Annotated in this window: 11 protein-coding genes; 10 read left to right on the forward strand and 1 reads right to left on the reverse strand. The window is 32.4% G+C overall.

Translation table 11 applies throughout. From position 1 onward, the window contains the following. Window positions 1-29 precede the first annotated feature (29 nt). The 7 genes from BUC23_RS03855 to queA all read left to right on the forward strand — a co-directional run bounded on the left by BUC23_RS03855 (window position 30) and on the right by queA (window position 10,760). On the forward strand, window positions 30-1,940 hold the full coding sequence (locus BUC23_RS03855) for a DUF3857 domain-containing protein (protein ID WP_073205696.1): 1,911 nt from the start codon (window positions 30-32) through the stop codon (window positions 1,938-1,940). A gap of 3 nt (window positions 1,941-1,943) precedes the next feature. Beyond that, window positions 1,944-3,950: a DUF3857 domain-containing protein gene (locus BUC23_RS03860; protein WP_073205700.1), complete on the forward strand. Its 2,007-nt coding sequence runs from the start codon at window positions 1,944-1,946 to the stop codon at window positions 3,948-3,950. A 6-nt stretch (window positions 3,951-3,956) separates the two neighbouring features. Continuing rightward, the gene (locus tag BUC23_RS03865) at window positions 3,957-5,867 is read left to right on the forward strand and encodes a transglutaminase family protein (RefSeq protein WP_073205703.1); all 1,911 of its coding nucleotides are present in this window, start codon (window positions 3,957-3,959) and stop codon (window positions 5,865-5,867) included. A 4-nt stretch (window positions 5,868-5,871) separates the two neighbouring features. After that, window positions 5,872-7,863 carry a DUF3857 domain-containing protein gene (locus BUC23_RS03870; protein ID WP_073205707.1) on the forward strand — a complete coding sequence of 664 codons (1,992 nt, stop codon included), beginning with the start codon at window positions 5,872-5,874 and terminating at the stop codon, window positions 7,861-7,863. 57 nt (window positions 7,864-7,920) lie between these two features. After that, entirely contained in the window at window positions 7,921-8,247 is a 327-nt protein-coding gene (locus BUC23_RS03875; RefSeq protein WP_039110839.1) for a nucleotide pyrophosphohydrolase, read from the forward strand. Window positions 8,248-8,325: 78 nt separating this feature from the next. Further along, window positions 8,326-9,558, forward strand: a complete 1,233-nt coding sequence (gene aroA / locus BUC23_RS03880; protein WP_073205710.1) for a 3-phosphoshikimate 1-carboxyvinyltransferase — start codon at window positions 8,326-8,328, stop codon at window positions 9,556-9,558. Window positions 9,559-9,710: 152 nt separating this feature from the next. Further along, window positions 9,711-10,760, forward strand: coding sequence for a tRNA preQ1(34) S-adenosylmethionine ribosyltransferase-isomerase QueA (queA, locus tag BUC23_RS03885; protein ID WP_073205714.1), 1,050 nt, complete (start codon window positions 9,711-9,713; stop codon window positions 10,758-10,760). Window positions 10,761-10,961: 201 nt separating this feature from the next. Here the strand turns inward: queA and BUC23_RS03890 are convergent, their stop codons facing one another. Next, window positions 10,962-11,696 (reverse strand): SIMPL domain-containing protein, encoded by a 735-nt coding sequence (locus BUC23_RS03890; RefSeq protein ID WP_073205717.1) that lies wholly within the window; start codon window positions 11,694-11,696, stop codon window positions 10,962-10,964. 180 nt (window positions 11,697-11,876) lie between these two features. Between BUC23_RS03890 and kynU the strand changes: the two genes are divergently transcribed. The 3 genes from kynU (at window position 11,877) to BUC23_RS03905 (ending at window position 16,083) form a co-directional block, all read left to right on the forward strand. Further along, the gene (kynU, locus tag BUC23_RS03895; protein WP_073205720.1) at window positions 11,877-13,151 is read left to right on the forward strand and encodes a kynureninase; all 1,275 of its coding nucleotides are present in this window, start codon (window positions 11,877-11,879) and stop codon (window positions 13,149-13,151) included. A gap of 248 nt (window positions 13,152-13,399) precedes the next feature. After that, window positions 13,400-15,427 carry an ATP-binding protein gene (locus BUC23_RS03900; RefSeq protein WP_073205724.1) on the forward strand — a complete coding sequence of 676 codons (2,028 nt, stop codon included), beginning with the start codon at window positions 13,400-13,402 and terminating at the stop codon, window positions 15,425-15,427. Window positions 15,428-15,639: 212 nt separating this feature from the next. Beyond that, a complete protein-coding gene (locus BUC23_RS03905) occupies window positions 15,640-16,083 on the forward strand; it encodes a glycine zipper family protein (RefSeq protein ID WP_073205727.1) in 444 nt (147 codons plus the stop codon). Window positions 16,084-16,085: the final 2 nt, after the last annotated feature.

A 16,085-nucleotide genomic window follows, 5' to 3' on the forward strand; every position in this document is an offset into this window, starting at 1 on the left:
TTCTTATAAATTTGAGAAAAATGTAATCTATGCAATTTAAATTTACTTGTTTTCTATTGTTGTTTTCTTCTACATTACTTTTTGCACAAAAAAGCGAATATAATACGATATCTATCGCTGATAGCCTCAAGGAAAACGCAAATGCAATAGTTCGTTTAAATCAAATTGATATAACTATTTCGTCACAAAGGAATATGAATATCATGACCAAAAGAGTGGTCACCGTTCTAAATGAAAAGGGAATTGGCGAAATTGAAGCAACAGAATATTACAGCAAAACTTCTTCTGTGAAAAATATTGAAGCATCAGTCTTTGATGGTCTTGGTATTGAAATTAAAAAAATAAAAAGGAAAGATTTCAAAGATCAAAGTGCAGTGAGTGGAAGTACACTTTTTTCGGATGATCGTATTATTTATTTGGATTATACACCCACTCAATACCCTTTTACCATAATTTATGAAAGTGAAGTAGAAAGTTCAAACACTGCTTTTATTCCACAATGGTATCCCTTAAGTGATTATTTTGTAAGTATTGAAAAAAGCATCTTGAATGTGAATTATCCTGACAATCTTGGCTTTAAAAAAATGGAATCGAATTTTTCCAATTTTAAAATTAACAAAACGATAGATTCCTCCACACAACTTTCCTATACAGCCACCAATATTACCGCTCAAAAAGAAGAGGATTATAGTCCTGTGTTTAATACTATTTTTCCAAAAGTAATGATGGGCTTAGAAAATTTTCACCTTGAAAATGTAGATGGAACCGCTAAAACCTGGTCAGGATTCGGGCAATGGTATTCTGAAAAAATTTTGTCAGGAACAACTGAATTATCTGAAGAAACCAAATTAAAAATGAAAGCGCTTGTTGGGGACGAAAAAGATCCAATAAAGAAAGCAAAATTGATTTATAATTATGTGCAGCAAAAATCGCGATATGTAAATATCAGTATTGGAATTGGAGGGTGGAAACCAATGTTAGCTGCTGATGTTGATCGATTAGGATATGGTGATTGTAAAGCATTGACTAATTATACAAAGGCACTTCTTAATGCAGTTGATGTGCCGTCATACAATACTATTCTATACGGAAGTTCTCGCAAACGAAATATTGAGCCTGATTTTGTATCCATGCAAGGCAATCATATGATTTTATCGATTCCTAATGGAGATAATTATATTTGGTTGGAATGTACTAGTCAGGACACTCCTTTTGGTTATCAAGGAACCTTTACTGACGATAGAGATGTTTTAATTATGAAGCCAGACGGAGGAGAAATTGTGCGAACTAAAATTTATCAAGACAAAGACAATACTCAAATCAGTAAAGGAAAATTTTCTTTGTCGCAAACGGGAGATTTTTTAGGGAAAATAATTATTGTCTCAGAAGGGTCACAATACAATCAAAAAGCAGCTATAGAGAATTTTCAGCCTACAGATAAAGAAGCGCATTATAAAAAATATTGGGATAATATCAATAATTTAAAAATTGATAAAATAACATTTACTAACGATAAGGAAAATATCAGTTTTACTGAAAATGCTGAAATTAGTGCTGTTAATTATGGAAGTATTTCAGGAAATAAGATAATGTTTGTGGTTAATGGGTATAACCAAATTACAGGAAATGTAAAACGAATCCGAAATCGGAAAAACCCGTTTGAAATTCAAAGAGGATATGCTGATGGAGATGAAATTGAGATTAGTTTGCCATCAGGATTTTCTATTGAATTTCTACCGAGTAATTTTGAATTGAAAACGAAGTTTGGAGAATATAAAACCGAAATCATCAAGAAAGATGCTACTAATCTTGTTTACAAGCGCACCATGTTCTTGAAAAAAGGATTGTATTCTAGCAAAGAATATGATGAGTACCGACTTTTTATAGAACAAATTTCCAGAAACGACAATGCCAAAATTATTTTAACCAAGAATATATAAACCATGAAATGTAACCAACTAGCCATTATTTTATTTTTCACTCTATTTTTTTTAAAAGCAAATGCGCAAGAATTTAAACTTGGAAAAGTTTCAATAGAAGAGCTTCAAGAAAAAGTAAACCCGAAAGACACATCCGCCGTTGCTGCAATATTGTTCAAGAAAGGAGAAACTAGATGCGAATATTCAAATGGTGTTGGCTTCACGGTAATAACCAAAGTAGCTCTCCGTATAAAAATTTATAAAAAAGAAGGATATGATTGGGCTAATCAACAGGTGAATTTTGTAAAAGTATCTTTTTTTAAAGAAACTGTTGATTTCACGGATGCAATTACTTATAATTTGGTTGGAGGTAAAATAGAAAAAACAAAACTAAAGGGTGAAGGCGAGTTCGAAGAAAATATAGATAAGTTTTTGAGCAAAAAGAAAATTACCATGCCTAACGTTAAAGTAGGATCGGTAATTGAATACGAATATACTATTAAATCTCCCAATGTAGGTTCATTTAAAGATTTTGATTTTCAAACAAATATTCCTGTAAATTATGTTGAATATACGACCTACATACCAGACTATTTTTCTTTTACGAACCGTTTTAAAGGATTTATTACACCAAGGGTGATTTCAGATAAAAAAAATCGGGAAATAGTTATGGTCGATAAAGAAATTATTGTGGGCCAAGGAACTAAATTTTCCGAAAGAAAGATTTTCTATCAAGAAACAAAAACGTCCTATATAGTCGAAAATTTACCTGCTTTGAAAGATGAGGTTTATGTAAATAATGTTAATAATTATGCTGTTAGTTTGTCACAAGAATTATCAACGACCAAATTTCCGGATGAGCCTTTAAAAATGATATCTGCCGATTGGAATTCGGTAGTAAAGTCAATCTATGAATTTGATAATTTTGGACCAGAATTAAATAAAACGGGATACTTTGAAGAGGATATGAAAAATGTAATTGCAGGTTTAAGCACGCCGGAAGAAAAAATTACGGCACTATTAAATTATGTAAAAACTACCGTAAAATGGAATGATTACTACGGTTATTCTTGTAATGATGGGGTAAAAAAAGCGTATAAAGAAAAGACTGGAAATATTGCTGAAATTAATCTGATGCTAACCGCTATGTTGCGTTATTCAGGATTGACTGCGAATCCAGTTTTAGTTAGCACTCGTTCTAATGGAATTGCAATTTTTCCTAATAGAACCGCTTTTAATTATGTTATCGCAGCAGTAGAAACTCCTAATGGATTAATATTGTTGGATGCCTCAGATAAGTTTTCGATGCCAAATATATTGCCTTTTAGGGCATTAAACTGGATGGGGAGATTGATACGAAAAGATGGTACATCCGAAGAGGTTGATTTAATGCCGAAAGTAGTGTCAAATAATACCGTAATGATGAATTACTCGGTCGATGTAAATGGGCAGATTGCAGGGAAATTAAGAAGGCAAAGAACAAATCACAATGCGATGATTTACAGAATAAATACTGATAATATAAAAGAAGAAACTTATCTGGAAAAGCTCGAAAATGAAAATGAAAAGATAGAAATAAAAGACTATTCAAGAGCGAATGAAAAAGAACTGAACTTACCTGTAAGTGAAACCTTTTCTTTTTCAGGTGCTAATCTTTGTGAAGGTATTGGAGGTAAAATTTATATAAATCCATTGTTGTTTTTTTCTCAACAACAAAATCCTTTCAAACAGGAAAATAGAGAATATCCTATTGATTATGGATTTCCATTCTTGGATAAATACAGTATTAATATTCAAATTCCAGAAGGATATAAAGTAGAAACATTGCCGTCTCCTGCAGTTCTTAACATGCAGGACAATTTAGGTAGTTTTAAATTTATGACTAATTTATCTGAGAATACAATTCAGTTAGTAATAACAAATCAAATAAATACAGCGATTATTTCATCTGAATATTATTCAATGTTAAAAGAATATTATCAGGGTATGGTTGCAAAAGAAAATGAGAAAATAGTTCTAACAAAAATATAGTACCATATGTCATTCAAAAAAACACTGTTTATTGTATTGTTTTTGGTTTATTTTTCAAATACCAAAGCACAAACTTTTGAATTGGGTAAAGTTTCAATTGCGGAATTAGAAGAAAAAGAACATCCGAAAGATCCGTCTGCGCCTGCGGTTATGTTATTTAAAACATGTAGAGTTTATTTTGAAGATTTAACAACTATAACTAAGGTAACAACTAAAATCAAAATTTATAAAAAAGAAGGTTATAAATGGGCAAATGAAGAAATTTTGCATTATTTAAATGGAGAAACTGTATCCTTTTCTGGCGCAATAACTTATAATCTAGTTGACGGTAAAATTGAAAAAACAAAATTGAAAAGTGAAGGTGAATTTGAACAAAAAATAAACAAATATTATAGCAAGAAAAAAATTGCAATGCCTAATGTTAGAGAAGGATCTATTATAGAATACGAATATACAGTCAGATCTGGAAATTTTGGGTCATTGCGAGATTGGTATTTTCAATATAGTATTCCTGTAAATTTTTCGGAATATAATGTCAAAATCCCTTATTTCCTAACCTTTAACAAGCGTACAAAAGGTTTTATTTATCCTAAACTTTCATCGGTGCCAACCTATAATCGCGAAACATCGGAAGTTTATAAATTAGAAAATATTCCTGCGATAAATGAGGAATCATTTGTAAATAATATTAATAATTATAGAGCTAGTATTTCCTATGAATTAGCATTGGTAAACATTCCAGGGAGTATTTTTAAATCGTTTTCAACAGATTGGGAAGCGGTTACAAAAACAATTTATGATTATGATGATTTTGGAGGAGAGTTGAATAAAACGGGTTATTTTGAGGAGGATGTTAATAAATTAATCAGCGGATTGAATTCAAGGGAAGAAAAAATAGATGCGATTTTCAACTTTGTAAAAACAAGTGTAAAATGGAATAGTTTTGAGAATTATTACTGTAATGATGGAGTTAGAAAAGCGTACAAAGATAAAACTGGAAATGTAGCAGAAATAAATTTGATGCTGACGGCCATGTTGCGTTTTGCGGGCTTTGATGCTAATCCTGTTTTGGTCAGTACTCGGGATAACGGAATTGCTTTGTTTCCGAGTAGAACGGCTTTTAATTATGTAATTGCAGCAGTGGAAACCCCAGAAGGTCAAATCTTATTGGATGCAACAGAAAAATACTCGTTGCTAAATATTTTGCCATTACGAGATTTAAACTGGTTTGGAAGGCTAATTAGAAAAGATGGAACATCTATAGATGTGGATTTGAGGCCAAAAACACTTTCGAAAGAAATCATAAATACTAGTTTTGTTATCAATAGCAATGGTGTGATTACCGGGAAAATAAGAAAACAGCTTACTAATCAGGAAGCACTTTCTTTTAGACAAAAAAACATAATAACAAGCAAAGACACTTATCTTGAAGATTTAGAAAACAAAAACAATGGTATTGAAATAAGTGGTTATGTAAGAGAAAATGATTTGGACTTGTCAAACCCAATTCTTGAAACATATACTTTTAAAGATTCCAAAGATTTTGAAAGTATAAATGGAAAAATCTATATAGCTCCATTATTGTTTTTGTCAACTAAAGTAAATCCCTTTAAGCAGGAAACAAGAGCATATCCAGTTGATTTTGGATTTCCTATAGAGAATAAGTATAATATTATGATAGAAATACCAGAAGGTTATGCTGTGGAATCTTTGCCTGTTTCAATGAATATTGCTACGCCAGATAACATTGCAACATATAAATATGTTATTGGCTCTACTGGAAATAAAATCCAAATTTCAATTACCTCAGATATTAACACAGCAATAGTTCCAGCGGATTACTATACTGTTTTAAAAGAATTCTTTCAGAAAATGATTGACAAGCAAAATGAAAAAATAGTGCTTAAAAAAGTATAATTTAATGAAAATTGTTAAAGTTATAATTATTTTGGTTTTTGTTTCCTGTGTTACAAAAAGTAGCGGGCAAAATTTTGAGTTAGGAAAAGTTTCTACTAAAGAACTCCTAGAAAAGTTTCATGCTGAAGATTCTACTGCAGTTGCGGCCATTTTATTTAAAAAAGCAAGAACTTTTTTTAGTTATAATTCGATAAGTGGATTCACAGTAAATCATGAATACATCTACAGAATCAAAATTTATAAAAAAGAAGGACTTAGTTGGGCAAATTTTGAGGTTCCGTATTATATTGGTTATGAAGAGATGAAAGATGAATCTGTTAAATTTTCAAATTGTGTAACTTATAATCTAGAAAATGGCAATATTGTTAAAACTAAATTAAACAGTGAAGGCAATTTCAAGAAAAATATGAATGAATATTGGCGCGAAGCCTCTATAACAATGCCTAATGTCAAAGTAGGTTCCGTAATAGAGTTCAAATATATTTTGAAATCAGAGGGAATTGTTAAGTTTCCTGCATTTAAAATACAATATGATATTCCGGTTAACTATGCCGAATATATAACAGAAATTCCAGAATATTTTATTTATAAACCGATTTTGACAGGCTACTTAAAAGTTAAGGTTGAAGCAAAATATGTTAGCGGATTTCAGAATTTTGAAAATAAATATAACCAATCTGCGGCTATTAGTTACACGCAAATCAACAGTGATTATATTGCCGAAAATATTCCCGCACTAAAAGAAGAGGGATACATTGATAATATCGAAAACTACAGATCATCTATTTATAATGAATTGGAAAGAACCCATTTTCCGGAGCAACCCATCAAAGATTATTCTATTACATGGGAAGGAGTTGCTAAAACCATTTTTGAAAACAAAAGCTTCGGAAAAGAACTTAATGAACAACTGTTTCTTGTTCCGGATATAAAGACAATACTTAAAAATGTTGTTTCTGAAGACGAGAAGCTGGATGTTATCTTTAAATTTATTCAAAACAAAATGAACTGGAATAAAGAATATGGGTATTACACTGATAAAGGGGTGAAAAAAGCATATGCTGATCGGGCAGGTAACGTGGCTGAAATAAATTTCATTTTGATTGCAATGTTGAAACTTGCAGGAATAAATGTTAATCCAGTTTTGATAAGTACAATAGAACACGGGGTTCCAATCTTTCCTAATAGGACAGTCTTTAATTATGTAATTGCTGCGGCAGAAATAGATGGAAAACAAATTCTTTTGGATGCAACGCATAAATATACGACAAAAAATATTTTGCCGTTCAATACATTAAACTGGACGGGCCGACTTATTAAACAAGATGGGACTTCTCAAGAAATTAATTTGGTTCCAAAATTACCTTCTAAGGTCAATTATACCTTGATGACAAAAATTGATGGACTTGGTCAAATTACAGGTAAACTCAGGGTTCAAAATACGGACTATGAGGCGTATAGTTTTAGAGAAAAAAATGCGCAAATCAATAAAGAAAATTATCTGGAAAAATTAGAAAATGATTTGGATGGAATCCAAATTAGTAACTATGAGATAGAAAATAAAGACACAGATTTTTCAAAACCTGTCTTGGAAACTTTTACTTTTACATCAGATAATCATTGTGAAAGAATAGGCAATAGAATGTTTGTTAATCCCATGTTGTTTTTTGCTTTAACGAAAAATCCATTTCTTCAGGAAAAAAGGAAGATGCCAATTTATTTTGGTTATCCAAAGCAAGATAAATATAATATAAATATAGAAATTCCGGAGGGGTATGTTGTGGAATCTATTCCCAAGGCCATGAAAATTGCTACGGAGGATAAAGTACTTTTATTTACAATTAATGCTTTAGCTGAAGGGAATAAAATTCAAATCATAATTACAAGAGAAATAAATGCAGCAATTTTAGTACCTGACTATTATGAAGATTTAAAACAGTTTTTTCAAAAAATTATTGAAAAACAAAATGAAAAAATAGTGCTTAAAAAAGTATAATTTTGTAAGCCCTATCTAGATTGAAATTATGAGGGGTTTAAATAAAAAAACTATAAAATGAACCTAAAAAATTCCCAACTAGACGTTGATACTTGGATCAAAGAACACGGCGTTCGCTACTTCAACGAATTGACAAATATGGCGCAACTTACAGAAGAAGTAGGTGAAGTGGCCCGAATCATTGCCCGCCGTTACGGAGAGCAATCCGAGAAAGAAAGCGACAAAAACAAAGACCTAGGCGAAGAATTGGCTGACGTGGTTTTTGTGGTTTTATGCCTTGCAAATCAAACGGGAATTGATTTACAAGCCGCTTTCGATAAAAAAATGGATTTAAAGTCCGTTCGAGACAAAGACCGCCATAAAAACAACGAGAAACTAAAATAATGTTATAAGTCAGGGTAAAGTTTTGGTGTGTGATTTTTTTAAAATAAATTTACCAAAACGGACCAAACAACCAATAAAATGAATTTACTGTTACACACTTCCCATTCCAATTTACAAGCTCAGATTGCAGTTACCGGCTCAAAAAGCGAAACCAACCGACTATTATTGTTACAAGCTTTGTTCCCCAACATTACTTTAGCGAATACTTCAAACTCTGATGATAGTGAAGTAATGCAAAAAGCATTAAAAGGAAACGAGGAAATAGTAGATATTCATCATGCGGGAACAGCGATGCGTTTTCTAACCGCTTATTTTGCCGTAAACGAAGGTCGGGAAGTAGTTTTGACAGGCTCTCAGCGAATGACGGAGCGTCCAATCAAAGTTTTAGTAGAAGCATTGGAACAATTAGGAGCGAAAATTTCGTATGAAAAAGAAGTTGGTTATCCGCCAATTCGAATCAAAGGACAAAAAATCACCGCTTCTAAAGTAAACATTCCTGCCAATGTAAGCAGTCAGTACATATCAGCATTGTTGTTAGTGGCACCAAAACTGGAAAACGGTATTGAAATCACTTTAGTTGGTGAAATCACTTCAGTTCCGTATATCAAAATGACCTTGGCTTTACTGAATGATTTAGAAATAAAAACTAGTTTTGAAGGAAATGTGATTACCGTTTATCCAAAAACAGAAGTAGAATCGAAAGTTATGACCGTAGAATCCGATTGGAGTTCTGCTTCTTACTTTTTTAGTTTGGCTGCTTTAGCAGAAACTGCTTCCGTTTCATTGACGAGTTATAAAGAAACCAGTTTGCAGGGTGATTCGGCTTTGGTTCAAATCTACAAACAAATGGGTGTCGAAACGCATTTTGAAGGAAACAAAATGACTTTAGTTAAACAGCCTGACTTTAAACCAGAAACTTTAGACTTAGAATTAAATAATACACCAGATATTGCCCAAACCATAGTAGTGACATGCCTTGGATTAGGAATTGGTTGTCATCTTACAGGACTTCATACCTTAAAAATTAAAGAAACTGACAGACTGGAAGCACTTCGAATTGAACTAACAAAATTAGGAGCCAATATTTCGGTGACCAATGATAGTTTGACGCTTGTGGCAACAAATAATATCAATCCTAATATAAAAATCGCGACTTATAACGATCACAGAATGGCGATGGCATTTGCACCTTTGGCAGTGAAAGTACCTATAATCATCGAAAATGCAGAAGTTGTGTCTAAATCATATCCTGATTTTTGGAACGATTTAAAAAGTTTAGGCTTCGAGATTTCAGAAAAACAAGAGTTGTAAAGCCTAGTGAATCAGCTGCTTTTAAAAATAAACGGCAAAACACTTGACAACGCCTATCTCACAATCGTATATTTGCAAACGATTTAGAATTTTGCTGTCCTGAGAGAAGTTGAAGGACATAATTTATAAGTCATAACTCATAAATTTTTTAAATGAAATTATCACATTTTCAATTCGATTTACCAAAAGAACTTCTTGCCGAATTTCCAGCTGAAAACAGAGACGAAGCTCGTCTAATGGTTATTGATCGTAAGAAGGGAACTATAGAGCATAAAATGTTCAAAGACGTTATCGATTATTTTGATGACGGAGATGTTTTAATTCTGAATAATACTAAAGTTTTTCCAGCGCGTTTGTATGGAAACAAAGAAAAAACAGGAGCAAGAATCGAAGTTTTTTTACTTAGAGAATTAAATTCTGAGCAAAGACTTTGGGATGTTTTAGTTGATCCGGCCCGTAAAATCAGAATTGGAAACAAATTATATTTTGGTGATGATGATTCATTAGTTGCTGAAGTAATTGACAATACTACTTCTCGTGGTAGAACATTGCGTTTTCTTTACGATGGTTCTTATGAAGAATTCAGAAATAAATTAACAGAACTTGGAGAAACTCCAATCCCAAAATACATTTCAAGAGACGTAACTCCGGAAGATGCGGAACGTTACCAAACAATATATGCTAAAGAAGAAGGAGCTGTAGCAGCACCAACAGCGGGTTTGCACTTTTCTAAAAATCTATTGAAAAAATTAGAGATTAAAGGAATTAAATTTGCCGAAGTTACACTTCACGTAGGTTTAGGAACTTTCAATCCGGTTGAGGTTGAAGATTTATCGAAACACAAAATGGATTCTGAGGAATTGAAAATAACTCAAGAAGCTTGTGATATCGTTAATGATGCAAAAGTTAAAAAGAAACGCATTTGCGCCGTAGGAACGACTTCTATGCGTGCAGTCGAAAGCGCTGTTTCGTCACAAAGAACATTGAATCCTTTTGACGGTTGGACAAATAAATTCGTTTTTCCTCCTCATGATTTCAGTATTGCTACGTGTATGATTACTAATTTTCACACACCAAAATCTACTTTATTAATGATGGTTTCAGCATTTTGCGGACATGATTTAATGAAAAAGGCATATGCAGAAGCGATCAAAGAAGGATACAAATTCTATTCTTACGGAGATGCCATGTTGATTATCTAATCTGTCCCGCAACTTCGGGATCAATCAGATTCTAAATAAAAAAATCTCGTCAGTAATGGCGAGATTTTTTTTGGGGTGTGCCCCAAGGGTCGGGCTATTCGCTGCAATCTTTTTTCATTTCGCTTACGCTACATGATAAAAAGGATTTTCGCTGCTATCCCTCACACAAAAACGTTTTTTGGATGATTCTAATTTGTATTTCTAATTCACTTGATAAACCAGCTTTACGGTGATATTCGCCGTTTTGTTTTTGGATTGTGTATTGAACGAACCGCCATAAGAAAAATCTTCTGATGAGTTTTGACCCGTAATTTGAAATACACCCATGTCTGATTTTTTTAGATTTCCAAGATTTGCATCTGCATTTTCGGCTATGCTTTTGGCTCTAATGCTCGCGTCTTTTGTGGCTTCAGCAATCATTTTTATTTTTAGTTCGGCCAATTTAGTGTAATAATATTCCGGAGGATTCGAATAAAATTCCACACCCGAATTAATCAGTTCACTGGATTGTCTCGAAATTTCTTCAATCTTATTTACTTCCTTAGATTGGATGCTCACACTTTGGGTTAACGTAAATCCGGTGAAAATTTGTTGTTTTGTAGTGCCATTTTCATTGAAAATAGTTTGAAAATCTTTATTAAAATTCACTGCTGAAAATACCATTTCAGTCGGAGCGATTCCTTTTCCTGATAAATAGCTTTTTATTTTTTCTCGGTCAGCATCTAATGCAGCATAGGCTTCCTTTAGAGTCGCACTTTTTTTAGAGAAAGAACCACTCCATACTATCAAATCAGAAACAAAATCTTTCTTTCCTAAACCAGTTACACTTATGGTATCATTACTTTTATTACGATTCTGAAAAGCATTCGAAAATAAATAAGCAGAAATCACAACGGCAACCGAAATAATAATAACGTTCAAATTGTTTTTGAGCATAGCTAAGAGTTTTAAATTCAATCAAATATAGTTAAATAACTAGTAGTTTCTTAATTCCGTATAATAATGGGCTACTATTTTTTCATTCAGAATTTTAACTTTTTTATCTGTCGTCAATCCGCTAAAAGTCTTTTATCTATATATCTTTTTTTATTACTTTTACGGAACAAAATCCAAACAATGACTTTCGAAAATACCCTTGAATTTGCACAAAAACTTGATGCACAAGATCAATTAAATAAATACCAAAATGAATTTATTTTTCCAAAGGTAAACGGGAAAAAGGTGATTTACTTCACCGGGAATTCATTAGGATTGCAGCCTAAACGCACTAAGGCATACATAGATGAGGTTATGAATGACTGGGCGAATCTTGCTGTTGAAGGTCATTTTTACAGTGAAAAACCATGGTGGGATTACCACGAACGATTTGCTAATCCGTTGAGTAAAATTGTTGGAGCGCTTCCAAGTGAAGTTACCGTGATGAATACTTTAACAGTAAATCTGCATTTACTGATGGTTTCGTTTTACCGACCTACAAAAACCAGATATAAAATCATTTGTGAGGAAAAAGCTTTTCCTTCAGATCAATATATGTTTCAAAGCCAAGTTCATTTTCATGGATACAAACCAGAAGATGCTATTGTGGAAATCAAGCGTCGCGAAGGGGAACACAACATTCGATTGGAAGATGTTTTAGCAAAAATTGATGAAGTAGGTGATGAGTTGGCCTTGGTTTTAATTGGTGGTGTAAATTATTATACGGGGCAGGTTTTTGACATGAAAACCATAACGGCAGCAGGTCATAAAGCGGGCGCAAAAGTGGGCTGGGATTTGGCTCACGCAGCTGGAAATATTAAATTAGAACTTCATGATTGGAATGTAGATTTTGCCGCTTGGTGCAGTTACAAATACATGAATTCAGGACCGGGAAATGCATCCGGTTGTTTCATTCATGAAAAACATCATAATAATTCGGAGCTGCCAAGATTTGCCGGCTGGTGGGGACATAATAAAGAACGTCGCTTCAAGATGGAACCAAAATTTGATCCCATTCATGGTGCCGATGGCTGGCAAATAAGCAATTTGCCAGTGCTTTCTCTGGCGCCATATTTGGCGTCTGTAGAAATGTTTGATGAAATAGGAATGGACGTGCTAATTGCAAAAAGAGACAAAATCACTTCCTATTTAGAATTTATTCTTCAGGAAATAGACAAAGAAGTCGATAGTAGTTTCGAGATTATTACACCATCAAATTCTGCGGAAAGAGCTTCACAGTTGTCAGTTTTATTGCATGGAGAAGGGCGCAGTTTGTTTGATTACCTAATGAAAAACGGTGTGATTACAGATTGGCGTGAACCTAATGTTATCAGATTGGCGCCTGTCCCACTGTATTGTTCTTTTGAAGATATGTACCATTTTGGTCAAATATTAAAAGCAGGAATACAAGGTTAGGTTCAAGGATTAATAGTTTGATTTATAGGGGTTTTTTTATTGTAATTTTTATAACAATTTTCTTAATAAAATTTGTTTTCTTAATAAAATTGTTGTTACTTTATGAGGTAAGTATTGGTTCTTTTAATATTTAAAAGTCAAGCATGGTAAAACTTCATAGATTTAATACGTACACTAAGGTCTTATTGTTAATTATTCTTTCTGTAATTCTCTTTTTCTCTTTTTACTTTTCGATGTATTATTATACAATGGAGCAAGAGAAAGAAGTGTATGACTCGTCCTTTAAACAGTTTGATAATGAGGTAGCTGTTTTAATGAAGTTTAATTCAGCTTCAAATATATCTTTTGTTAGTGATTTGACTTTTTGGGATGATTTTGTGGAGTTTACAAAAAATAAAAAAGTAAAGTGGTTTCAAGATAATATTGGAGTCTCATTAAAAATTTATAAATCTGTTTATCTGGGGGTTTATGATGTTAAGGGGAATTTTATTGCAAAATCGTCAAACTCTAAAATAGAGACGGTGGATTTCATTCCCAAAGCGGCAATGCGCCGTCTGTATCATTCAAAACTACTTAATTTTTATATAAAAATACCGGAAGGGGTTGTTGAAGTCTTTGGCGCTACAATACATCCTACCGCAGATCCTTTAAAAAATAAGACAAAGCCATCAGGATATTTTTTTATGACTCGCTTGCTGGATGATAAATATCTAGCAGATTTTGGTAAAGTCTGTAGTTCTAAAATTACTTTTGTAAATAAAAATGTGGATACTCCAAAAAAAAATATTTATGTTACAAAATACTTAAAAGGTTTCGATAATAAGCCAATAGCAAAATTGTACTTCACAAGACCTTTTAACGTTAGTTTTCAATCTACAAAAACTGTTTTAGTATTAATTTTGATTACCTTTCTTATAAATGTATTTGCTTATGTATATTTTTCACGAAAATGGTTGTATTTCCCTTTAAATATCATCACCAGTATCCTTGAGACTGGAAATAATATAGCAATTAAGTCTTTGAAGCGCTTTTCAGGTGAATTTGGATACATTGGAAATCTTTTTGAAGAGAATAATAATCATAAATTAGAATTAATCGATGCAAAGCTTAAAGCGGAAGAGAGTGATAGACTAAAATCTTCTTTTTTAGATAATCTTTCTCATGAGATTCGAACTCCAATGAATGCCATTCTGGGATTTACTGATTTACTAATGAATACAGATATTAAAGAGAAAGAAAGAGGTGATTATTTAAAAATCGTTAGCAAAAGTGGCAGTAATTTAGTTTTAATAATAGATGACTTAGTTGAAATGTCTAAGATTGATGCAAATCAAATAGTGCCCAATTATATCCCTTTAGATATTGAAACATGTATAAATGAATTGTACGAAACGATAAAGGTTTCAATTAAGAAGTCAAAAAAAATTGATTTTTTCATTATTAAAAATGACAAACCAGTTACAAACAAAATAATAACAGATCAAATCAAGTTAAAGCAAATACTAACTAATTTAGTTAGCAACGCAATTAAGTTTACGGATGCGGGCTATGTTGCTTTTGGTTATGAAATTGATGAAGAGAACAATAAAATCGTTTTTTCTGTTATAGATTCCGGTATTGGTATTGAAAAGAAATACCATAAGTTTATTTTTGACCGGTTTAAAAGAGTTGAAAGTGATAGAGCTATTAAAGTTGGAGGGTTAGGGCTCGGCTTAGCGATATCAAAAGCATACGTTGAAATGTTGGGAGGTTCAATTTCTTTGGAGTCAAATGGAACTATAGGGTCTAAGTTTATTTTTACAATTCCTCTGATTTATGATGAAAGTGAAGAAATAAGTATTCCGAACTTAGAAAATAAAAGCAATGGTTTTTCAGATCAAGGAATCACTATTTTAATTGCGGAAGATGATAATATTAACTTTCTGTTGTTTAAGAAAATAATTAAACAAACAAACCATAAAATTATTAGGGCATCAAATGGACTTGAAGCACTTTCAATTTGTTCTGATAATGCGGATATTGATTTAGTACTCATGGATATTAAAATGCCTGTTATGAATGGTTTTGATTCTTTTGAAAAAATAAAATTAATACGCCCAAATCTTGCTGTTGTTGCTCAAACCGCCTATTCTTCTAATGAAGATATTGAAAAGATAAGTAAACTAGGTTTTTATGGGTATATTTCCAAGCCTATTAATAGAGAAAAGTTGGTAGTACTTATTAATGAGATTGTAAGTGCTAAATTTAAAAATGTTGGAAGTAATCAACAGGTTTAGGATAATGCAATAGTACTGCTCTTTTTTTATTAAATCTATTTTTGCAATTGATTTCTCATGTAGTAATTTAATCAAATGACGGCATAAAAGGGAAGTTCTTTGAAGTATGCCCTCTGTAGTGAAATTATATAAATAAGAGTTTAAATTATATAACCTTTTTATAAGGGTTTTATACTTTCTTTGCAGTATTACAAATTCTAAATTTCAAAATCATGAAAAAAATATATTTTATAGTACTCTCTTTAGTAATTATTTCTTGTCAAAATCAAGGGAAAATGGAAATTCAAAAAGCCAAACAAGTTAGTATTGATTCGATGAAACAAGTTAGTGCGGATTCAATGACTGCCGAATTCGAGAAACAACAAGTTATCGATTCCATGCAAATTGAAATGGCGAGAGTTGAAGAGGCTAGGATTGTTCCTCAAAAAGAAGTTGTTGTTGTTAATCATCAAGCGGCGGCTACCACTACTACAACGACTGCAAAAAAGAAAGGTTGGAGCGGGGCTGCGAAAGGAGCTGTAATTGGAGCTGGAGTTGGTGCTGTTACTGGTGCAATTATCAGCAAGAAAAAAGGTCAAGGAGCAATAATTGGAGGTTTAGCAGGAGCAGGAGTTGGTGCTGGAACTGGAGCTATAATTGACGAAAAAAAAGAATAAAG

The organism is Flavobacterium xinjiangense (assembly GCF_900142885.1).
In the GTDB taxonomy this organism is placed as follows: domain Bacteria; phylum Bacteroidota; class Bacteroidia; order Flavobacteriales; family Flavobacteriaceae; genus Flavobacterium; species Flavobacterium xinjiangense.